Genomic DNA, 21,004 nt, shown 5'->3' on the forward strand with positions numbered 1-21,004 from the left:
AGTGGTCGGGGATCTTCTTCCTGATCGCCTTCGCGGTCATGTCCCTGGTCTGGGACGCCGGGGCCCGCCGGGCCATCGGCCTGCGCAGACCGTACGGCGGGGTCTTCGGCAAGGACCTGCCGAGCGCCCTGCCCGCGCTGGCCCTGCTGCCGGCCCTCACCTACATCGCCTCCTGGGCGGGCTGGTTCGCCTCGCCCGGCGGCTGGGGCCGCAACTGGGCGCAGGCGACCTCGCAGGGCCCGGTGTTCTTCGTCTTCGACTCCTTCCGCTCCTGGCTGAGCTACCACTTCCAGGTGCTGAGCTTCCACACCGGGCTGGCGACCCCGCACAACTACCAGTCGGATCCCTGGTCCTGGCCGCTGCTGCTCCGCCCCGTGGCGTTCTTCTACGAGAGCCCCAAGGGCGCCTGCGGCACCGACAGCTGCTCACAGGCGGTCCTGGGCGTCGGCACCCCGGTCATCTGGTACGGCGGCCTGGCCGCCCTCATCGCCATGGTCGCCTGGTACGTCGCCACCCGCGACTGGCGTGCCGGGGCCGTGCTCCTCGGCTACGCCGCGGGCTGGCTCCCCTGGTTCTACTGGGCGATCGCCGACAACCGGACCATGTTCCTGTTCTACGCGATCCCCATGGTCCCGTTCATGATCCTGGCGATCGTGCTCGCCGCCGGAATGATCATCGGTCCGTCCGGTGCCCCACCCGGGCGGCGGATGGCCGGTGCCGCGATCGTGGGGGCCTTCACCCTGCTGGCGCTGGTCAACTTCTGGTGGCTCCACCCGGTGCTCACCGCCGAGATCATCCCCTACGCCGAGTGGAGCTCACGAATGCTTTTCAAGAAAGGCTGGATCTGACAGCTCGCATATGAGCCACTTAGAAGACATTTCCTAGGGTAGGCACCGTGCAGGATCCATTACGTCACGTTCATCGTCAGAGCAGGCCCGCATACGGCAGACTTCGAGGCATGCCTGCACCGGACGTGGCCGCACTCCTGTCGGAGCTGGAGCGTTCCGAGCCCGCCTCCGCCGAGCACGCGCGCAGCGCGATCGACTGGCTGACCGGTGGCGAGCCACTGGAGACGATCACCGAGCTCAACGTGTGCGAGTTCCTCTGGTACACGTTGCCCGCCAAGGTCACCGGGGACCGCACCGTGATCGCCCACGCGCTGGGCCGGCTGCTGCGGCTGGGCGGCCTGGAGCGCTACGCCGCCCTCTGCTCCTCCCCCACGACCGCCCACATCCTGCGCACCTACGCCCGCCTGGGCGAGGACGCGGGCATGGCGGCCTACCAGAGCGCCCTGGACGCCACGGGCGTGCTTCCGCCCGACGTTCCCGAGCTGCACTGGAGCTCGATCATGGGCCCCGAGGAACTGGGCGCGCACGGCGCCTGCTCGGCCGCGCTGGAGCTGGCCATCGTCTCGGGAAGGCTCGCCCCCGACTCCGCCGAACGGCAGACGCTCACCAGCCACTGGCTCACCGCGCCCCGTCCGGAGCTGGGCGGCGACAACTGGCTCCACCGGGTCCAGGGCGAGCGGCTCAACCGCTGGGTCCTCGGCCGGGGCACCGCCTGGCGCGAGCTCGCCCAGCCCTTCGAGGTGCGCCTGCACGCCCCCATCCCGGCACCCGACGAGGCTCACCTGGGCGCGCTGCGCTGGCTGCTGACCGTGGGCCGCCGCCCGGGGGGCATCCCGCTGACCCAGCGGGGCAACCTCGCCCGTTCCGTGCTCGCGGAGAGCACCTGGAGCGGCGCGGAGCTGGCCGCGGTCCGCGAGGTGGCCCAGGGCCACATGGGCGCGCTGCGCCAAAGTGGCAGGCGCCTGGTGACCACCCCGGTGGGCGAGCGCCTGCTCGGCGACGCCGACCTGCTCTGGGAGACCGCCGCCGCCGCGCTGCTCGCCCCCGTCTCGGGGGAGAGCGGCTTCCGTACCTCGGCCAGGGAGGTGGCGCTGATGCTGCTCGCCGACGGCGCTCCCGCCGACCGCGAGCACGTCACGGCGGTGATCGACTGCACGGAGTGGCAGGCCGTGGAGGTCGACGCCTCGCTCACCGAGCTGAACAGGCGCCTGGACGCCTTCGGCCTGCGCGTCGACGGCGACCTCACCCCCGCCGGACGCTCAGCCGCCCTGGCCGCCCTCCGCAGCCACGCCCTCCGGCCCCGCCAGTACGTCAACCTGACCTGACCTCTCTTCGCGGGTTCCGGTGCCGCGGCCGACCTGAGCCGTACCAGGGCCCGGGCGGGCACGGCGCGCCGAGGCCCGCGGCGAGCGAAATCACGGCGGCCGGCCGACTATCTCTCCGTGAAACGGGCAGGGTCCGCTGGTGTCCGAGCCCACCCCCGCCGACCGCGTGCCAGCGGCGGCAACATCCCCTCCCGGCGTTCCACCGGCGGAAGAGACCACACCGACCGGATCGGCCGACCAGGGCGAACCGGCCAACGCAGCGGACCTCGAACCGATCATGACCTCGGCGGGTCCCCTGCCCCTGCCGGGCGTACCGGCGGCGGGTCAGGGCGGCTCCGCGCCCAGGCCTTCGGGGGCCGGACCGGACCACCCGTTCGGCCGTCCGGGGCGCTCGATGAGCGGCAACCCGTTCGTGTTCGGTTTCACCGCCGCCCTCGGCGTGCTCACCGCCTGGTGGCTGGTGCAGGCGGTGGTGAGCGCGAGCTCGGTGCTGATCCTCATCATCGTCTCGCTCTTCCTGGCCATCGGACTGAACCCGGCGGTCGAGGTTCTCCAGCGGCGCAACGTACCGCGCATGATCGCCATCGCCGTCGTCTTCCTGGGGGTCATCGGGGTCTTCGTCGGCTTCGGCCTGGCCGTGCTGCCCCCGCTGACCGCGCAGTCCACCCAGTTCGTCGAGCAGTTCCCGCAGTACCTCAAGGAGCTGCAGGACAACCCGATGATCCGCGACCTGGACCAGCGCTTCCAGCTGCTGCAGAAACTGCAGCAGTACGTGACGAGCGGCGACTTCGGCACCCAGATGTTCGGCGGCGTGCTCGGCATCGGGTCGGTCCTCATCGGGGCCGTCTTCAACTCGCTGACCGTGCTGGTGCTGACGCTCTACTTCCTGGGCTCGCTGAAGTCGCTCAAGAGGATGGCCTACCGCCTCGTCCCCCGCTCCCGCCGTACCCGCGCGACCCTGCTCGGTGACCAGATCATCGACAGCATCGGCGGCTACGTCGCCGGGAACCTGATCATCTCGCTCATCGCCGGTGTGACGACCTTCTTCTTCCTGAGCATCATGCAGGTCCCGTACGCCCTGGCGCTCTCCCTGTTCGTGGCGCTCACCGACCTCATCCCCCTGGTCGGCGCCTTCATCGGCGCGGGAGTCGCCTCGCTGGTGGGGTTCTTCGTCTCCCCGACCGTCGGCATCGTCTGCCTCGTCTTCTTCACGATCTACCAGCAGATCGAGAACTACTGGATCGCACCGGCGGTGATGAAGAGCTCGGTCGACGTACCACCGCTCGCCACGATCGTCGGCGCCCTGCTCGGTGGCGCGCTGCTCGGCGTGGTGGGCGCGCTGCTGGGCATCCCGATCGCCGCGGCCGTCCTGCTCATCGTGCGGGAGGTGGTCCTGCCCCGGCAGGAGCGCACCTGAGGGCGACCGGGAGCACCCGGGGGGCGGAGGTCACCGGCGCCGCCCCGTAGCTCGCGCCGGGTTGTGCGGCGTCGCGAATATTTATCACTTCTTCGACACGAAATCTCATAGGTCACAACAACATGCGATAGAAGATCACATGCACCTATTGTCTCCTCTTGGGGTACACGTGAAGAAGCATCTTCGACTCCTCGCGGCCCAGCTGTTCGCCATGGCCCTCGTCATCACCGTCTTCTCCAGCCCCGCCCACGCCGACACCACGAGCGACGCCCAACTCGCCGCCGAGTGGCAGACCGCATGGGACACCTACAAGTTCTACGACTGCACCCCTCCCCTTCCGGACTCCGGGCGGAGCCGCGCCACCAGCAGCATCTCGATCACGATCAACGCCCCCGCCGCCAAGGTGTTCCCGGCGTATTCCAACATCAACAACCACGTCGGCATGCACTCGTTCCTGAAGCGGGTCGTCACCCACAAGGACTGGTTCCAGTACGGTAAGCGCCACATCAACTTCACCGCCGTCGAGGAGATCCCCTACGAGGGCGCGATCGTCACCAGCAACACGCACGCGCAGCAGCGCATCAACGCCGACGACCTCTACTACGAGACGGACACCTGGTCACTGCCCGGCGTCGTGACACACCAGAAGATCGTCTTCACGAAGCTGGCCGGCGGGAAGACCAAGGTCACCGAGTACCTCACCTTCGACGCCGACACCTCACTGATCGACTTCGTCGTCGCCAACGGCGTCGCCTCCCACGAGGTGACCCAGGCGGGCCTGAAGCAGGCGATCGAGAGCGGCTCCATCTGATCCACCCCCCGGCCGGGGCCCGCTTTCACGGCGCGCCCCGGCCGGCTCAGCGCGGCACCGCCGACCCTGTATTCCGCACATGATCCCGATTGACCTGCGTTGATCCCAGAGTGCTCGCAGGTGTGGTCGCACCAGGCGCCCAGCCAGCCAGGCCATCTTCACTTCCTTGGCCGGCGCCGGGTGACACCGACGTTCCGCCCCCCTCGGACCGGCGCACAGGTTTCGACATTTCCGGCCCCTCCGGCAGCCCGGGAACCTCGCAGGTCACGAACAGGATGCGGGCCGATCGCGGGCGGGCAAACCCCACCCGGCGATCACATTCGGCGAATGACCTTCTTGACGTGAAATATTACAAATGGAAAAGTTTCTTTCGAGAGAGCGCTCTCACGCCTCGTCCACCCCCCAACCTCAAAGGACCAGCCGTGAGATTCACCGTGCTGGCCAGCGCGGCGGTAGTCGCCGCCGCGCTGGTCTTCCCAGCAGCCCCCGCACAGGCCGCCCCGCCCGGCCCGAACCCGTCCGCCTCCCCCGAGCAGGCACTACAGCGTGATCTCGGCCTGAACCCCACCCAGGCCCGCATCCGGCAGGCCCACGAGGCCGGCGCATCGGTGGTGGAGCGGAACCTTCGCAGGCGCCTCGCCGACCGGTTCGCCGGCGCCTGGTTCACCCCCGCCGAGGGACGGCTCTCCGTCGGCGTTCTGAACAGCCAGGACGCCGAGCTCGCCCGCAAGGCGGGCGCGCTGCCGGTGGTCGTGCCACGCAGCGAGAAGCAGCTGGACGCCACGAAGGCCGCCCTCGACAAGGCCGCCGAGGCCGCCGGCAAGGACATCTACAGCTGGCACGTGGACGTGGCCGCGAACACCGTGGTGGTGTCGGCCGCCGACAGCGCCGCGGCCCAGAGCTTCGTCAGGAGCAGTGCCGCCGACTCCGGCGCGGTGAGGATCGCCGTCGGCCAGGCTCCCAGACCGCTCTACGACATCCGCGGCGGCGACCAGTACGTCATCAACGGCAACACGCTCTGCTCGGTCGGCTTCTCGGTCAACAACGGCGGCTTCGTCACCGCCGGGCACTGCGGTGGCACCGGCAGCCCCACCCTCGGCTACAACAACGTCGGCCAGGGCACCTTCGCCGGTTCGTCGTTCCCCGGCAACGACTACGCCTGGGTCCGTACCAACGGCAACTGGACACCCCGCCCGTGGGTCAACAACTACGGCGGCGGCAACGTCTCGGTGGCGGGCTCCCAGGAGGCCGTGGTCGGCGCCTCCATCTGCCGGTCCGGGCGCACCACCGGCTGGCGCTGCGGCGTCATCCAGGCCAAGAACGTGACCGTCAACTACTCGGGATCGCTGGTCTACGGGCTCACCCAGACCACCGCCTGCGCCGAGGGCGGCGACTCGGGCGGCGCCTGGATCACCGGTGACCAGGCCCAGGGCATCACCTCCGGCGGCTCCGGCAACTGCTCGACCGGCGGCAACACCTTCTACCAGCCGGTCAACGAGGTCCTCGGCGCGTACGGCCTGACCCTGACCACCACCGGCGGCAGCGGGAACACCAGCCGGCTCATCGGCTGGCAGGGCAAGTGCATCGACGTACCCAACAGCAACGGCGCCGACGGCCAGCGCCTGCAGCTGTGGGACTGCAACAACACCAACGCCCAGAACTGGACCTTCCCCGGCGACGGCACCGTCCGCGCCTTCGGCCTCTGCATGGACGTGGCCTGGGGTTCCACCGCCAACGGCGCCGCCATCCAGCTCGCCAACTGCAGCGGCAACCCGGCACAGCAGTTCGTCCTGAGCGGTGCGGGCGACCTGGTCAACCCGCAGGCCAACAAGTGCGTGGACGTCACCGGCTGGGGCGGTAGCGGCACCCCGCTCCAGCTCTGGGAGTGCAACGGCGGCGCCAACCAGAAGTGGCGCCGCGGCTGACCTTCACCCGATCCCGTCGGGGCGGTGAGCACTCACCGCCCCGACACCGACTCCGCCGGCGGCCACCTGGCCTACGGCAGGAGCTTGACGAGCAGGGCTCGGAGGTCCTGGACGCCGTCGGGGCCGAGGGTCATCTCAATGTCGTGCTCGACGCCCAGCATCGCGTCGCGGACCGCGGGAAGGCGGGCACGGCCGAGGTCGGTGAGTTCCAGGGCGTAGCGGCGGCGGTCGTGCGGATCCTGGCCGCGGACCACGATCCCGGCCTGGACGAGTTCCTCGACCAGCGACGCGGCGGCCGGTTCGGTGAGGTCCAGGTACTGGGCGAGTTGCTGCTGGGGGCAGGGGCCCAGCCGGTCCAGGGCGGGCAGCAGGCCGAAATGACGGGTGCGCAGGCCGTACTCCGCCAACCTGTGGTCGCCGAGCCGGCGCAGCTGGTAGTGGGCCTGGGCGATGAGGTGCTCGGTGCTCGCGACGGTGGACCGCTCGTCATACGCGACCAGCCTGCTCAGCAGTTCGGTGAGGCGCCGCCGTTCGGCCGGGGTCAGCGGAGCGGTGAGCCGGACGTCCCGGTCGGCGACGGCCTGGCGCATGTCCTTCAGTGCGGCACGGCCCTCGTCGGTCAGTGACAGGACATAGGTACGGCGGTTGGCCGGGTTACGGGTCCTGGTGACGTAACCGGCCTGCTGAAGCCGGTCGAGCAGCTTGACCATGATCGTCCGATTGATGCCGAGGCGGTGCGCGAGGTCCTGCTGCGAGGGCGCGTCCTCGTCGGCCAGCACGTCGAGCACCACGAAGTCACGGGACTGCGGCCCGTCCCGCATGGCCTCGCCGGTGATCCCGGTGAAGACCCGCCGCATCAGCGAGCCGATGGTCACGCGCAACGGCCCGGACTCCTCGCCGACGGCCCCTCCCCGCTGGTCGGGCACAGCCACCACCTCCCCGAACAAGCCTAGCGGCGCTGATCGTTCGAAGAGTTGACGTAGGTCGAAGACCGGCGGGAGCCGGATCGCGGCTCTGGTCCGGCCCGCGTCGACGTCGGGAACCTCCGCCGCCGGGACCGGCGAGGTACAGCAGGCTGTACTTCTGGCCGGTGATCCGGCGACTGCCTGGACGATGTCCCGCCGACTGGTCCAGGATGTGCGGATGCCGACCCATGCCCCTCCGGCCGCCCCCGGGCCGGCCCGTCGATGGGACGTGTTCGCCCGCGCCCGCACCACCCTGGACGCGCTCGAACACCTCGCCGGCGGGTTCGGCACCGCGGTCCTGGCACTGGTGGTACTCCTGTCGGTGGTCGTCACCGCGCTGGCCTGCCTCGTCGGCGTGGGCCTGCCGCTGGTGCCCGTCGCGCTGCGCGGGGTGCGCGCCGTCGCCGGCCGGGAACGCGCGCGGCTCTCCCGCTGGGGTCCGGAGATCATCGACCCGGAGCCGGCACCGTCCGGGCTGCGCGCCGCCCTCGCCGATCCGGCCACGCGTCGCGAGCTGGGCTGGGTGGCCACCCATGCCGTCCTCGGGCTGTTCCTCAGTCTGGCCGGTCTCACACTGCCCCTCAACGCGGTGCGCGACCTCACCTTCCCGCTGTGGTGGCGGTTGCTGCCACCGGACGAGGCGGCCACCGCGTCCATGGGGTTCTGGACCGTGCGCGACCTGCCCGGTGCCCTCGGAGTCGGCGCGCTGGGCCTGGGCTGGATCGCCATCACCATGCTCCTCACCCCGGGCATGGCGCGGCTGCAGGCATGGTTCGGCCGGCGACTCCTGGCACCCGACCCCGGCACCGACCTCGCGCTGCGGGTCGCGCAGCTCACCGCGACCCGTGCCGCCGCGCTGGACGCGCACGCCGCCGAGCTGCGGCGGATCGAACGGTCGCTGCACGACGGCACCCAGAACCGGATCGTCGCCGTCACCGTCCTGCTCGGCGCGGCCCGTCGTGCCGTGGCGCGCGACCCGGCCGGCGCGGAGGCCATTCTCGAACGCGCGCAGGACGCCGCCGAGCAGGCGCTCGCCGAGCTCCGCGGGGTCGTCCGGAGCATCCTGCCGCCGGTACTGACCGACCGGAGCCTTTCCGACGCCCTCACCGGCCTGGCCGTCGGCTGCCCGGTCCCCTGCCGGATCGACGCCGACGTTCCCGTCCGGTGCGCCGCGTCCGTCGAGGCCACCGCCTACTTCGTGGTGGCCGAGGCCCTCACCAACATCGCCAGGCACAGCCGTGCCCGGCACGTCGTCGTCAGGGTCCGCCGCCGCGACGACCGGCTCCACCTCCAGATCACCGACGACGGCCGCGGCGGAGCGAACGAGCTCAGCGGGTCCGGGATCGTCGGCATCCGTAACCGCACCGAAGCACACGACGGGACATTCATGCTGGACAGCCCCACCGGTGGTCCCACCACCCTCACTGTGAGCCTGCCATGCGGATCGTGATCGCCGAGGACGATCCGCTGCTGCGCGAAGGTCTCGCACTGCTGCTGCGCGCCGAGTCGCTTGACGTCGTGGCCACCGCCGCCGGCCCCGACGGCTTCCTGAGGGCCGTCGACGCCCACGATCCGGACGTCGCCATCGTCGACGTCCGGATGCCGCCGACCCACACCGACGAGGGGATCGTCGCGGCCGTCGAGGCCAGGCGCCGCAGACCCGGCCTGGCCGTGCTCGTGCTGTCCGCGTACGTCGAGCAGGCCTTCGCCACCGAACTGCTCGCCCACGGCAGCTCCCGCCTCGGGTACCTGCTGAAGGAGAGGGTCGGACGGGTCGAGGAGTTCCTGACCGCGCTGCACCGGGTGGCGGCCGGAGGTACGGCCATCGACCCGGACGTCGTCGCGCAGCTTCTCGCACGCACCAGGCCCGACAGCGGGCTGGACCGCCTCAGCCCCCGTGAGCGCGACGTGCTGGCCCTGATGGCCGAGGGACTCGGCAACACCGCCATCGCCGATCGGCTCTTCGTCACCGACGGTGCCGTGCACAAGCACATTCGCAGCATCTTCGCCAAGCTCGACCTGGCACCCACCGACCAGGCGGACCGGCGCGTCACCGCCGTCCTGCGCTACCTGGAGGACGCCCAGCGCCGGTGGTAGCGCCAACCGTCGTGGAGGTCTCCGGAAAGTCCAGGACTGTCTGAAGGATTCGGACAGTCGGTGTCATTCCACTCAGCGCGGGTAGGGACGAGAACTACCGCGCGGGTGCGCCGTAGACCGGAGGGACGACCATCCGGGCGGGGTGCCGCTACCGCAGACGGGGCGGCGAGAGCGGTCGTGACCACCGCTGGAGCGGCGGGAAGCCACCATCCAGGTGAGGAATATCATGGTTGAAGAACACGAATACCCGATTCCCCCCCTCGTTCGCGCGCTGGGCTGGACCAGCCTGGGACTGGGTGTGGCGCAGCTCGCCGCACCGGGTGCCATCAGCCGCCTGGCCGGAGTCGACGACTCGCCCAAGGCGTTCGGCGCGGTGGCGCTGGTGGGCGTACGGGAGTTGTTCCACGCGGCGACCCTGCTGGGCAGCCGCGATCCCGTTCCCTGGGTGTGGGCCCGGGTCGCGGGTGATGCCCTGGACCTGACCCTGCTGGGCCGGGCGATCGCCGACCGCACCGGCTGGAGGCGTGGCCGCGTCGCAGCGGTGGCGGCGGCGGCCGCCGTTGTCACGGCCGCCGACCTGTGCGCCGCGATACGCGCGAGCCGGCACCGTCCGGAGGAGAGGTCCGCGCGCTGGATGAACCTGCACGCGGCCGTCACGATCAATCGCCCCCGCGAGGACGTGTACCGGTACTGGCGCGACTTCGAGAACCTTCCCAGCTTCATGACGCACCTGGAGTCGGTGCGGACGATCGGTGACGGGCGATCGCACTGGAAGGCGAAGGGGCCCGTGAAGAAGGCCATCGAGTGGGAGGCCGTGATCGTCGAGGACCGCTCCGGCGAGGTGATCACCTGGCGCTCCACCGGGAAGGCCACCGTCGACAACAGCGGTTCCGTACGTTTCACCGACGCGCCCGGCGGGCGCGGCACGGAGGTGCGGGTGAACCTCCGCTACGCCCCTCCGGGCGGCAAGGTGGGCGCGGCCTTCGCCAGGCTGCTGGGAGAGCACCCCGAGCAGCAGGTACGAGACGACCTGCGCCGGTTCAAGCAGGTCATGGAGATCGGAGAGGTGGTCCGCTCCGAAGGGAGCCCGGAGGGCACCCGCGCCCTGCGGCAGGCCCGGCAACGCCCCGCTCAGCCCGTGATGTCAGGGAGTACCTCATGAAGGCCAACTGCTGGATGGGGCGCAACACCGTCGAGGTCCAGGAGGTTCCCGACCCCACGATCCTGAACGCTCATGACGCCGTCGTCCGCGTCACCTCGACCGCGATCTGCGGCTCCGACCTGCACCTCTACGACGGCTACATCCCGACCATGAAGAAGGGCGACATCCTCGGCCACGAGTTCATGGGCGAGGTGGTGGAAGTGGGCCCCGAGGTGCGAGAACTGCGGGTCGGCGATCGCGTGGTGGTGCCCTTCCCGATCGCCTGCGGCGCCTGCGGCGCCTGCCAGCACGGCATGTACTCGGTGTGCGAGAACTCCAATCCCAACGCCGGGATGGCGGAGAAGCTCATGGGTCACTCTCCCGCCGGGATCTTCGGTTACTCCCACATGCTCGGCGGCTACCCCGGGGGCCAGGCGGAGTACGCGCGGGTGCCGTTCGCCGACGTGGGGCCGATCAAGATCGAGGACGACCTGCCGGACGACCAGGTGCTGTTCCTGTCCGACATCCTGCCCACCGGCTGGATGGGCGCGGAGATGTGCGACATCAAGCCCGGGGACGTCATCGCGGTCTGGGGCGCCGGGCCGGTCGGCCAGTTCGCGATCGCCAGCGCGTTCCTGATGGGCGCCGAGCGGGTCATCGCCATCGACCGCTTCCCCTACCGGCTGCGGAAGGCCGAGCGCGCCGGTGCCGAGACGCTCGACTACGAGAAGGTCGACGTCCTCGACGCGCTGCGGGACATGACCGCCGGTCGGGGACCGGACGCCTGCATCGACGCGGTGGGCATGGAGGCCCATCACCCCGCGGGCGTCGTGCACGCCTACGACCGGGCCAAGCAGGCGACCCGGATGGAGACCGACCGGCCGCACGCCCTGCGCGAGGCGATCATGTCCTGCCGCAACGGCGGGGTCGTCTCCGTGATCGGCGTCTACGGTGGCCTGATCGACAAGTTCCCGATGGGCTCGCTGATGAACCGGTCACTGACGCTGCGCAGCGGCCAGTGCCACGTGCAGCGCTATCTGAAACCCCTGCTGGGCAGGATCCGCAACGGCGACATCGATCCCAGCTTCGTCATCAGCCACCGCATGCGGCTGCAGGACGCCCCGCGCGCCTTCGAGATGTTCAAGAACAAGGAGGACGAATGTAACAAGATCGTCCTCACTCCCTGACGGGGTCCTCCCCCCGGTACGGACACCTTGGGGGCCGGGTGCGAAATGACCCTGCCGACCCGGGCCGCCGAGGAGGCCCGCTTGTCCGGGATGGAGCCGGGTCCAGGGCACGGTGTCGACCGGGGAGCCTGGCGAGGCGTTCGTTTGGACCTGGCGCGGTGTGCGGGAACCGCTGTGCCCGCACGCTACGCACGTCGGGGCGTCACTCAGGCGAGCCTTCCGGCGACCGTGACGGCGTCCACCGTCAGCGTTGCTCGCCCGCACGCCGTTGCAGCAGGTCGCGAGCCTGCAGGAACGGAGCTCGCAGGAAGGCCAGGTGGTCTTCCTGCCCGTGGCGATGGCAGACCTGGCCTGGCCACAGGCGCCGGCTCCGCTCATCGATGTAGGCCAAGGAGCCGTCGACAAGGTTCAGCATGTGCTCGACGGTGAGCGCGTCGAAGCGACTGTAGTCCTCGCCGGTGCACAGGTAGACCGGTGACGTGTGCGCCATGATGGGCCTGGCCCACACGTCGTGGTGCCTGGCGACATCGGCGCCCGGACCGTAGCACCGCGCGGCGATCCACGAGTCACCGGCGATCGGCACGTCGGCGGCCAGTTCGAGCACGTACTCCGGGCGATGGGACCGGTGCTCGGCGACGACGCGCCCGTTGGCCACGATCTCGATGCGATCGATGGCGAAGATCGACTCGGCTCGGGCCTGGACACGGACAGTCGTGTCCGCGGGCACCCGGATCTCCTGCCCCGGCCGATGGCCGCCGACGTCCAGTCGTAGAAGCGGGCCGCTCGTCACGAACGTGGCGCCCTCTCGCACGGCCTGGCACCAGGTCCAGTAGTCGAGGTCCTCGTGCGGCGGCACGTGCGCGTAGGTGCGGATGAGGCCGATCGGCACCTCGCTGCTCATCTTGTCGGTGCCGCCGACCAGGGTCACCCGGTAGCCGGCGTTCAGGTAGCGGTAGTACTCCCGAATGTTGTACGGGTCGTACGCGATCATCTCGACGGCGTCCAGCCGACCGGTGGCGAGCAGGGCGGCGACCTCGCCGTTCGGCACCGGGAAGTGCGCGAGGACGACGGTGCCGCCCTGCTCGTGGCATTCGTCCGCCCAGTGGGACAGCGTGGTCTCCAGACCACCGCCGAGCTCCGACTCCTCGGCCCCTCCGGTGCACCAGGGCATGATGGGGTGCCGCAGGCCGAGCAGGTTGATGTGGCCGAGCATGCCGCTGCGATTCTCCTGGCCCGCGAAGACGTGGGTGTGGCCGTCGGCCGACGTGTGCGGGCGCCCGGTGAACTCCTCCGTGTTGGTGAACAGATGCCCCCACTGGCTGAGCAGCAGGTTCGTGACGCGTACATCCTCGCCGCGCGCCTCCAGTTCGGCGCCGAGGGTCGAGACGAAGTGCACGTGGGTGTCGCCGCTGTACCAGCCGGTCGCGGCCATGTCGGTCATCCGGGTCAGCGTCAGCTCCAGCTCGGCCTGGCCGGGGCGGATCGTGACGGTCGTGCGCAAGGGCTGGTACTCGAACCCGCGGGCCGCCTCCACCGTTACCTCGCCCAAGGGCAGCCAGCCCTCGCAGGTGCCGTCGATGTAGGAGTAGGTTGTGGCGCCGAGCCTGACATCGCCGCCGATGTCAAGGTTCCAGGTGTTGCCGTCGGAGTTGATGTGTCCGTGGTGGCCGTGCGGTGGGTAGGGCACCCCGTCGGTGGACCGGAAGTGGATCCGGCACGGGACGGGTTCGCCGGTGGCCGCGTCGCGGACCACCGTGCGTACCCAGGTCCGCCCGGCGTCGGGCACGCACCAGGTGATCCCGCGGTCGCGACGCGAGCCTGCGGCGAGCAGGTCCTTCCAGCCACAGGTGCTGATCTCGGACGTTCCCCGCCTGAGGGTCAGCTGGGCCGAGGGGGTGGCGGCGACGCGCACATAGGCGCGCCGCTCCTCCTCGACGGGCGCTCCCCAGGCCGGTGTGGGGCCGTCCACCCCGCCCACCCGGCGATAGAGATAGGTCGCGGAGCCGCGGTCCACGGTCACCGACAACTCCTCCGAGACCGTGCCGGTCGGCGGGTCGAGATCGAGGAGGACGTCGCGCCACACCGTACGCCCGAACGGGTCCTCGTCGAGTTCGCTGGTGGTCACGGCGCCGATGAGGACGCTCGGGCCCAGCGAGCGGATTTCCAGGGCGCGCACGGGCACGTCGGGCCGCGGGTTGCGGAACGGCCACAGGTAGAAGCGGTAGGGCAGCACGTACGGTGACCTGGCCTGCGGGTCGTCGATGTCGACGAACCGGGCGCCGGCCGCGTCGAAGCGCCCATGGGTCCGCGGCATCAGCCGGTGCTGGGCGTCGGGTACAGCCAGGAACGGCGTCTGCCCCCAGTCGAGCGGAATCGCCCGGTCTCTCCACAACCGCGGCGTGGGCCCGATCTCGAAACGCCGGCGGACCGGCAGCCGCTCGGTGTGACCGTCCTCATAGAGCAGCGTGTAGTGCGCGCAGACGCCACCGACCGTCTGGCCGTCGAACAGGTCTGAGGATTCCAGAGCGTGGGCGATCACCATCCACTCGAAGGCGCGCTCCACCGGAATGCCGACGGCTGCTCCGGACACCCGCAGCAGTGCCGCGTCCGCGCGCTCGTCCCCGAAGAGAAAGGGGATACCGTACAGTGTGCGCGGCCCGAGTGGGTAGGACTCGCCGTCATCGAGGACCGAGCGCGGTGCGTTGAACACCGCGGTGAGATCGACCGGCCGGTAGCCCCGGCCTTCCGTGGAGGGTTCAGGCATTGTCGGCCGCCAGGTCTCGTGGCCCGTCGACGGATGTCTGCGCCAGCCCGCCGTAGAGTCGGGGCGAGCGGGCTCTCAGGTACAGCGCCCGTACGACGCCGACGACGACGGCGACGGCGGCGACACCCACGATCAGGACATTGGTGACGGTACCTGCGCCGGTCAGCAGCGGCAGATTGGTCAGCACAAGGAAGAGCACCACGGCCAGGGCCGCGAAACTGAGCCCGGGGGCGATCGTCGTGCGGAAGAGCCCGGCCTCGGGCGCCTCGCGGCGCAGGAACCGGATGACCGCCAGGCTGCACAGCGCCCACAGGGTGATGATCCCGAGGAAGCCGAGCGTGCTGCCCCACAGCAGCAGCCCCAGGTAGGGGTCGAGCCCGAAGGCTGCGAACACGGCGACGACGACCGCTGCCACGGCGGTCTGCAGGAGACCCGCGGCCCACGGCGCCTTGGTCCGCGGGTGCGTACGGCCCAGCACCTGCGGCAGGAGCCCCTCGCGGCCCAACGCGAAGAAGTAGCGGTTGGCCGCGTTGTGCAGCGCGAGCAGGGCGGCGAACGCGCTGGTCAGCAGCAGGATGTTCATCACCTCGACGATCGGGGCGGGCACGTAGGTGTCGAAGACGGTGACCACGAGGTTGACCGGGTCCGCCTCGGCCGCGGCGGCTATCTTGGCCGGACCGTAGGCGAGGACGATGACCCAGGTGATGAAGGCGTAGAAGACGGCGATGAAGGCGACCGCGATGTAGGTCGCCCGCCGGACCGTCCGGATGCCGCCGCGCGCCTCCTCACTGAAGATCGCGGTGGCCTCGAAGCCCATGAAAGCCCCGGCGACCAGAGCGAACATGGCGCCGTTGCCCGGGTCCAGCACGGCGGCGGGCGAGAACGACACGGCCGACCAGTCACCGCTCCCGCCCTTCACCAGGACGTACACCGCCAGCACGACCAGGACCGCGGTCTCCAGAACGAGCAGGATCCCGAGGATCCGGGCGCTGGTGTGGATGCCGCGGTATCCGAGCCACGCGACGAACACCAGGCCGATGAGCGCGAACACGTACCACGGCACGTCGAGGTGGAAGTACTTGGCGAAGGTGGTGTTGGCGTAGACGCCCAGCGCGCCGTACGTGCTGATCTGCAGGGCGTTGTAGGCCGCGACCGCGAGCACCGCCGCGCCTGAGCCGGTCGGCTTGCCGAGCCCCCGGGCGATGGTCGCGTAGAACGCTCCGGCATTGCGGACGTAGCGGCTCATGGTCATGAAACCGACGGCGAAGAGCGCCATGACCACGCCGGCGACCAGGTAGCCCCCGGGGACGGCTGCGCCGCCCTTGAGGAAGTGCAGTGGGGCGACAGCGACGATGAGCGTCAGGGGTGCCAACGCCGCCAGGACGGTGAAGACGAGATCCTTTGTCCCCATGACGTTGCCGGCCAGGGCGTCGGGCCTGTTTGCGGGACTTCCGGTGACGTGACCTGGCATGTGTTCGCTCCTTACTCCGGGGCAGGACACCGGTGCACGGGATGGAGGAGAGGGGGAGGGCCTGGGAACCGAGCCGCCTGGCCGATTGGGGGGAGCCTATGGCGGGTTCTGAGGGCTGGACGAGTGACGATCCATCCAGGCCACAGTGCCGCGACTGTACGTTCCGCACAGTCCTGCCCTCCTAGACCTCCTCGAGCGCCCGCAAGGCGAGATACAGCTCCATGCGTGTTTCCGCGTCGCCGAGCCGGCAGCCGAGGCTGCTCTCGATCTGCCCGATGCGGTGACGGACGGTGTTGCGGTGCACGCCAAGTTCCTCGGCGGCACGGTCCCAGTGGCCGTTGTGCCGCAGCCAGATCCGCAACGTGGCGAGCAGATCGGCGGCGTCCTGCTGACGGCGCTCGCGCAGGGGGCGGAAGCGGCGGTCCGCGTAGTCACGCAGGCGGCTCATGTCCAGCGCCGCGGCGAGCCCGTCCACCTCGGTCCCGCTGATCACACAGGCGCCCTGGAACAGGGCCGTGCGCAGCGCCTGGACGGCCTCTTCGTACGCCGCCCTCAGCTGCGCGGCCGGATGAGCCGCGCTGATCCCGGCCAGCCAGCCGGCCCGCCCGAGATCGTCGGTGATCCGGGCCGGTGGTACGGACTCCGGCAGCAAGGCGATGGACACTTCGCCGTCCTGGTCGACGAACGGCGAGGCCAGCATGGAGGCGAGCTCACCGAGCCTGGCAGAGGTACCCGTGCCGCCGGCGGCACGCGCGCAGACGACCCGCCAGCGGGCACCGGAGCCGTGGACGCCGAACACGTCCGCGGCGTGCCGGACCCAGCGAGGTGAGTGCGGGTCGAGTGCCAGGGCCAGCGCCGCCCGGCCGACCTGGTGGGCGGGCCAGTTGTCCGCCGGAACGGGGATGAGCAGGCTGAGCAGGGAGGCCGCCATCGTCATCAAGGCGCGGTCGGTGACCCCGGCCACGATCGGGGCGCCCACGGCCAGCGCGTAGCCGCAGGGCAGCGGGCCGACCACCGACTGGACCATGACCCGCTGGTCGACCGAGCTCATCGTGACGCTCGTCGGGCGTGTGCTGGCGCAGACCCGATCGATGGCGACCCGTACCTCATCGTCGATCCGCGGCTCGCCCCCGGCCCATTCCCGCGGCCTGACCCGATCGGACAGCAGCGCCCACCCTCCCATGTGCGTGGCCAGTAGTTCGAGCGTCCTGGTAAGCGGGGACGGACCGGTGGCGGCCTTGATCAGGGCACGCTGGGCGTCGGTGAGCCGCTTGATCTCCGACATCTCCGAGGAGAGCAACTCTCCGTAGAGCAGCTCGGCGCAGGATTCGAAGGTCACCGCGGCAGGGATCTCCAGCAGCGGGAGGCCGTGCACCCGGCAGGCCGCCACGAGCTCTTCGGGCACCCGGTCGAAGACCGGCGTCACGCCGAACCCGATGGCCGCGACCCTGGCGGCTTTGACCCGGGCCACGTACTCCGTGCTCAGCTCGGGCCGCAGGTTGGTGCCCGCCAGCAGGAGCAGCTCGTCGCCCTGCAGGTAGCGCGAGGGATCGGTCAACTCGCTGACGTGCACCCAGCGGATCGGGACATCGAGGTGATCCTCGCCCGCGCGCACCGGCAGCCCCAGTCGAGCGACGAACACGCTGAGTGGCAGCATGCCGCCACTCTAGTGTCAATGCCGCCATGCCCTCGCCATCGGCGCAGCTCAGCGGCTCACTGCGATGAAGACCTTCGCGCTCGGCTCCATGGTGATCCAGTCGCCGCGGAATCCCTGAGGAATGTGGAACGACTCCCCGGCACCGAACTCCTTGCGCCGCCCCGCCGTGTCCTGCACCGCGACGCGGCCCTTGAGGATGACGCAGATCTCGTCGTAGGGCCAGGAGTCGAATCGCACCGCTCCGGGCTCACCCGTCCAGAAACCGCCGGTGTACGAGCTCGCCGCACCGCCGAAGATCCGGAACTCCTCCTCCACCCACTCCTCCGACAGCAGGTGATAGTCGCTCAGCGGGGGCACGAAGCGCTCGCCGGCCCCGGCGTGTACGGCCCGCACCTGGTCGATGTCTGGAATATGTCCGGCGGTCACGCGGCGGCTCCGAAGCGGCGTAGGACGTTGTGCGTGATGCGCTCGACGAACGGGTCTCCAAGGCTGAGCACATGGGACCACTCCGTGGCGCCCCCGTTGAACACCTCGCCGTCGCCACGGGTGAAGGCCGCGATCATTCCGGCGCCGCGCATCTCGCCTTCGTGCACGTAGTCAGGCAGATCGTCGCCGAGGTCCGCGTTGTAGTTGTAGACCTCCTCCTCGGGCCCGCCGATCGGCACCTGGCCGCCGAAGCGGTTCTCCTCGCCCCGCACCGCGGGGGCGAGCGCGAGGATCTCCAAGGTCTCGGGCGCGCCGTCCTCGAACGTCGGATACGGCAACCCGCGCCGGAACGTGTACTCGACAGAGTCGAGCTCGAAGGCGGCCAGGAACGACGGCGGCCCGCCGAGCAGGTCGCCGTAGTAGAGGTCGCTGCCCTCGAAGGCCCAGTGGTGCGGCCGATAGACGGTGAAGCCGCCCGACGAGCGCGGCGTCGCCACGCCGTAACGGTTGTAGATCCCGCCCAGACCGTTGAGCCCCATGGTGGTCGCGCCCGGCCGGCCGACCGACTTCGCCTCCCACACCGTCGTGGCCAGATGGGGCGTCTCCCGCGCGCTGGGGTCCGCGGACGGCAGCCGGTAGCAGTACTGCGTGGTCCCGTCCTCGCTGAGCCGTACCTGCCACTGGTAGTTGCCGCCGAACCTGGCCAGGTTGCCGCCCGCGTCGACGAACGCGTCGACGGCGTCGCGCATGCGCCACGACCAGTACTCGTCGTGCCCGACGACGATCGCGCAGGAGTACCCGTCCAGTGCGTGGGGGTCGAAGTGCAGGTCGTGCTGGGTCAGGTAGTCGAGTTCGTACCCGTGACGCTCCGCCCAGACGACGAAGTGCCGCTCGTAGGTGGCCCAGAACGCGTCAGCGTGGTGGCGGCTGTAGCCGAACAGACGCGCCCACTCATACGAGGGGTAGCGCGGGGCGCCATACATCGGCAGCGTTCCCGTGTTGGCCTCGCGCGGCGCACCGGCCGGCTTACGGATCATGCCGCGGGCGATGGGCCGCTGCGTCGAGGCAAGCGGCGATCCGGCATCGTTGCGGGGGTCGTCGCCCAGGCCGCGGTAGTGATTGGCGCCGCCCCAGTCGTTGTAGGCCAGCATCGTGCTGGTGGTCAGCACGAGCGCGGCGCGGGCTCGCCGGTGCGCGGGCGCCTTGACGACGAAGAAGTGCTCGCGCTCCCACAGCTCGCCGGCCGGGGTGGTGGCGCGCACAACGACGATGTAGAAACCGCTGCGCCAGTCGTCGGGGATCTTCAGCTCCAGCCCGGCGGGCCAGCCGCAGCCGTTGGCGTAGGCGTCGGCCGGCGCCTCGAAGCGGCCCGCCGACAGCCTTGAACGTGACCACACGACCTGTGGCTCCAGCCCGTCTCGAAGCACCTGCAGCTCGAAGGACGGGACGCCGGCACTGAGATGGAAGCGGACCGTCTCGCCGGGAAAGTAGGAGAACCTGTCGGTATAGCACCAGACCTCGGCCGCGTCCCGCTCGCTGAACGCGCGCTCCGACGGCCAGCCCCTCGGGGACCAGGCGAACGCGGCCGGCAACCCGGCCTGCTTGATCGTGTCGCTCACGACCCTCCTCGACTCGTATGTGGGACCGAGTTTATGAACCGGTGTTCGGGGCGGCGGAATAGACGATTTGCACAACGTACCTGGACGCTTCAGCCAGGGATCGTCGCGGCCCGAGCTCACTAGTCTCGGCATGCGCCTGCCCGTCTCGCGTGATCACGACCTGGGATCCACGTGCGCCGCGGCCAATACGACGACGTACGGACCCGCCGACACGAGAGGATTGACCAGAATGACCGAGCCCCGGGGGCCTGTCGACTCCTCACGCGTCCCGCGCTTCGCCGGCCCGGCGACCTTCGCCCGGCTGCCCCGCCTGGATGAGGTCGGGCGCGCCGACGTCGCGATCGTGGGAGTGCCGTTCGACACCGGCGTGTCCTACCGCCCGGGAGCGCGGTTCGGCCCCTCGGCCGTCCGGGAGGCCAGCCGCCTGCTCCGTCCGTACCATCCGGGCCTGGACGTCTCGCCGTTCGCGACCCAGCAGGTCGCCGACGCGGGCGACATCGCGTGCAACCCGTTCGACATCGGCGAGGCCGTCGAGACCATCGAGGAGGCCGCGTCGGGCCTGACCGCGGACGGAACCCGGCTGGTCACCATTGGCGGCGACCACACCATCGCGCTGCCGCTCCTGCGCGCCGCCGCGCGCCGCCACGGACCGATCGCGCTCCTGCACTTCGACGCCCACCTCGACACCTGGGACACCTACTTCGGCGCCGAATACACGCACGGCACTCCCTTCAGGCGCGCTATCGAGGAGGGCATTCTCGATACCGAGGCCATCGGCCACGTAGGCACCCGCGGCCCCCTGTACGCCAAGCAGGACCTCGACGACGACGAGCGCATGGGCTTCGGCATCGTCACCAGCGCGGATGTGATGCGGCGCGGCGTGGACGAGGTCGTCGACGCGCTCCGCCGGCGCATCGGCGACCGGCCCCTCTACCTGTCCATCGACATCGACGTGCTGGATCCGGCGCACGCGCCCGGTACCGGCACCCCGGAGGCGGGCGGCCTGACCAGCAGGGAGCTACTGGAAATCCTGCGCGGCCTCGCCGGCGGCAATCTGATCGGCGCGGACGTCGTCGAGGTGGCCCCCGCCTACGATCACGCCGAGATCACGTCGATCGCGGCCTCGCACGTGGCCTACGACCTGATCAGCCTGCTCGCCCTCTCGATTTCGTCGGCGAGACCGGGCCGCTGAGTGGGTGGACCGCACCCCACCGTATCCGTGCGTGGCCGACCCCGGTTCCCTGACGACCGCTCCGCAGTGGGCCACCGGGCGGGATTCCAGATCGCAGGGCAGCCCATTGCCGGCCGGGAGGCGCTGACCGGCCCCCTCAGCGTCGGCGAGATGCTGGGA

General features: G+C 70.4%; 15 protein-coding genes and 1 pseudogene. 10 read left to right on the forward strand and 6 right to left on the reverse strand.

What is annotated here, in order from left to right:
* From AB0K21_RS43865 to AB0K21_RS43885, 5 genes and pseudogenes are all read left to right on the forward strand, one after another.
* Window positions 1-848: pseudogene (locus AB0K21_RS43865) on the forward strand (phospholipid carrier-dependent glycosyltransferase); the annotation flags it as partial.
* Between the two features lie 110 nt (window positions 849-958).
* The gene (locus tag AB0K21_RS43870) at window positions 959-2,173 is read left to right on the forward strand and encodes a hypothetical protein (RefSeq protein WP_343981332.1); all 1,215 of its coding nucleotides are present in this window, start codon (window positions 959-961) and stop codon (window positions 2,171-2,173) included.
* 139 nt (window positions 2,174-2,312) lie between these two features.
* Entirely contained in the window at window positions 2,313-3,590 is a 1,278-nt protein-coding gene (locus tag AB0K21_RS43875; RefSeq protein ID WP_343981335.1) for an AI-2E family transporter, read from the forward strand.
* Between the two features lie 169 nt (window positions 3,591-3,759).
* Window positions 3,760-4,401, forward strand: a complete 642-nt coding sequence (locus AB0K21_RS43880; protein ID WP_364159025.1) for a hypothetical protein — start codon at window positions 3,760-3,762, stop codon at window positions 4,399-4,401.
* Between the two features lie 422 nt (window positions 4,402-4,823).
* Window positions 4,824-6,326, forward strand: a complete 1,503-nt coding sequence (locus AB0K21_RS43885) for a ricin-type beta-trefoil lectin domain protein (RefSeq protein WP_364159028.1) — start codon at window positions 4,824-4,826, stop codon at window positions 6,324-6,326.
* A 71-nt stretch (window positions 6,327-6,397) separates the two neighbouring features.
* On the opposite strand, the gene AB0K21_RS43890 is transcribed toward AB0K21_RS43885, so the two are convergent.
* Window positions 6,398-7,252 carry a MarR family transcriptional regulator gene (locus AB0K21_RS43890; RefSeq protein ID WP_343981345.1) on the reverse strand — a complete coding sequence of 285 codons (855 nt, stop codon included), beginning with the start codon at window positions 7,250-7,252 and terminating at the stop codon, window positions 6,398-6,400.
* Window positions 7,253-7,469: 217 nt separating this feature from the next.
* On the opposite strand from AB0K21_RS43890, the gene AB0K21_RS43895 reads away from it, so the two are divergent.
* The 4 genes from AB0K21_RS43895 to AB0K21_RS43910 all read left to right on the forward strand — a co-directional run bounded on the left by AB0K21_RS43895 (window position 7,470) and on the right by AB0K21_RS43910 (window position 11,716).
* A complete protein-coding gene (locus AB0K21_RS43895) occupies window positions 7,470-8,741 on the forward strand; it encodes a sensor domain-containing protein (protein ID WP_364159033.1) in 1,272 nt (423 codons plus the stop codon).
* The gene (locus AB0K21_RS43900; RefSeq protein WP_343981351.1) at window positions 8,729-9,388 is read left to right on the forward strand and encodes a response regulator transcription factor; all 660 of its coding nucleotides are present in this window, start codon (window positions 8,729-8,731) and stop codon (window positions 9,386-9,388) included. Before AB0K21_RS43895 ends, AB0K21_RS43900 begins: the two co-directional genes overlap by 13 nt.
* A gap of 226 nt (window positions 9,389-9,614) precedes the next feature.
* Window positions 9,615-10,550 carry an SRPBCC family protein gene (locus AB0K21_RS43905; RefSeq protein ID WP_364159036.1) on the forward strand — a complete coding sequence of 312 codons (936 nt, stop codon included), beginning with the start codon at window positions 9,615-9,617 and terminating at the stop codon, window positions 10,548-10,550.
* Window positions 10,547-11,716 (forward strand): zinc-dependent alcohol dehydrogenase, encoded by a 1,170-nt coding sequence (locus AB0K21_RS43910; RefSeq protein ID WP_343981357.1) that lies wholly within the window; start codon window positions 10,547-10,549, stop codon window positions 11,714-11,716. Before AB0K21_RS43905 ends, AB0K21_RS43910 begins: the two co-directional genes overlap by 4 nt.
* A gap of 244 nt (window positions 11,717-11,960) precedes the next feature.
* Here AB0K21_RS43910 and AB0K21_RS43915 read toward each other — a convergent pair whose 3' ends face one another.
* The 5 genes from AB0K21_RS43915 to AB0K21_RS43935 form a co-directional block, all read right to left on the reverse strand.
* Window positions 11,961-14,480, reverse strand: coding sequence for a CehA/McbA family metallohydrolase (locus AB0K21_RS43915; RefSeq protein WP_343981360.1), 2,520 nt, complete (start codon window positions 14,478-14,480; stop codon window positions 11,961-11,963).
* Complete coding sequence (locus tag AB0K21_RS43920) at window positions 14,473-15,951, reverse strand: APC family permease (RefSeq protein ID WP_343981363.1); 1,479 nt, start codon at window positions 15,949-15,951, stop codon at window positions 14,473-14,475. Before AB0K21_RS43920 ends, AB0K21_RS43915 begins: the two co-directional genes overlap by 8 nt.
* 181 nt (window positions 15,952-16,132) lie before the next feature.
* Complete coding sequence (locus tag AB0K21_RS43925) at window positions 16,133-17,608, reverse strand: PucR family transcriptional regulator ligand-binding domain-containing protein (RefSeq protein WP_343981367.1); 1,476 nt, start codon at window positions 17,606-17,608, stop codon at window positions 16,133-16,135.
* Between the two features lie 48 nt (window positions 17,609-17,656).
* Window positions 17,657-18,034, reverse strand: coding sequence for a cupin domain-containing protein (locus tag AB0K21_RS43930; RefSeq protein WP_343981370.1), 378 nt, complete (start codon window positions 18,032-18,034; stop codon window positions 17,657-17,659).
* Window positions 18,031-19,653 (reverse strand): N,N-dimethylformamidase beta subunit family domain-containing protein, encoded by a 1,623-nt coding sequence (locus AB0K21_RS43935; protein WP_343981373.1) that lies wholly within the window; start codon window positions 19,651-19,653, stop codon window positions 18,031-18,033. The genes AB0K21_RS43930 and AB0K21_RS43935 overlap by 4 nt, the downstream gene beginning before the upstream one ends.
* A 229-nt stretch (window positions 19,654-19,882) precedes the next feature.
* On the opposite strand from AB0K21_RS43935, the gene speB reads away from it, so the two are divergent.
* Window positions 19,883-20,845 (forward strand): agmatinase, encoded by a 963-nt coding sequence (gene speB / locus AB0K21_RS43940; protein ID WP_364159043.1) that lies wholly within the window; start codon window positions 19,883-19,885, stop codon window positions 20,843-20,845.
* Window positions 20,846-21,004: the final 159 nt, after the last annotated feature.

The sequence above is a fragment of the Streptosporangium sp. NPDC049248 genome, assembly GCF_040678965.1.
Lineage (GTDB): Bacteria > Actinomycetota > Actinomycetes > Streptosporangiales > Streptosporangiaceae > Streptosporangium > Streptosporangium fukuiense.

What these genes read in the sequence shown, in the direction of transcription:
- AB0K21_RS43870 (WP_343981332.1), top strand. Translation starts at nt 959, where the DNA reads ATGCCTGCACCGGACGTGGCCGCACTCCTGTCGGAGCTGGAGCGTTCC.
- AB0K21_RS43895 (WP_364159033.1), top strand. Translation starts at nt 7,470, where the DNA reads ATGCCGACCCATGCCCCTCCGGCCGCCCCCGGGCCGGCCCGTCGATGG.
- AB0K21_RS43900 (WP_343981351.1), top strand. Translation starts at nt 8,729, where the DNA reads ATGCGGATCGTGATCGCCGAGGACGATCCGCTGCTGCGCGAAGGTCTC.
- AB0K21_RS43905 (WP_364159036.1), top strand. Translation starts at nt 9,615, where the DNA reads ATGGTTGAAGAACACGAATACCCGATTCCCCCCCTCGTTCGCGCGCTG.
- AB0K21_RS43910 (WP_343981357.1), top strand. Translation starts at nt 10,547, where the DNA reads ATGAAGGCCAACTGCTGGATGGGGCGCAACACCGTCGAGGTCCAGGAG.
- AB0K21_RS43915 (WP_343981360.1), bottom strand. Translation starts at nt 14,480, where the DNA reads ATGCCTGAACCCTCCACGGAAGGCCGGGGCTACCGGCCGGTCGATCTC.
- AB0K21_RS43920 (WP_343981363.1), bottom strand. Translation starts at nt 15,951, where the DNA reads ATGCCAGGTCACGTCACCGGAAGTCCCGCAAACAGGCCCGACGCCCTG.
- AB0K21_RS43925 (WP_343981367.1), bottom strand. Translation starts at nt 17,608, where the DNA reads ATGCTGCCACTCAGCGTGTTCGTCGCTCGACTGGGGCTGCCGGTGCGC.
- speB (WP_364159043.1), top strand. Translation starts at nt 19,883, where the DNA reads ATGACCGAGCCCCGGGGGCCTGTCGACTCCTCACGCGTCCCGCGCTTC.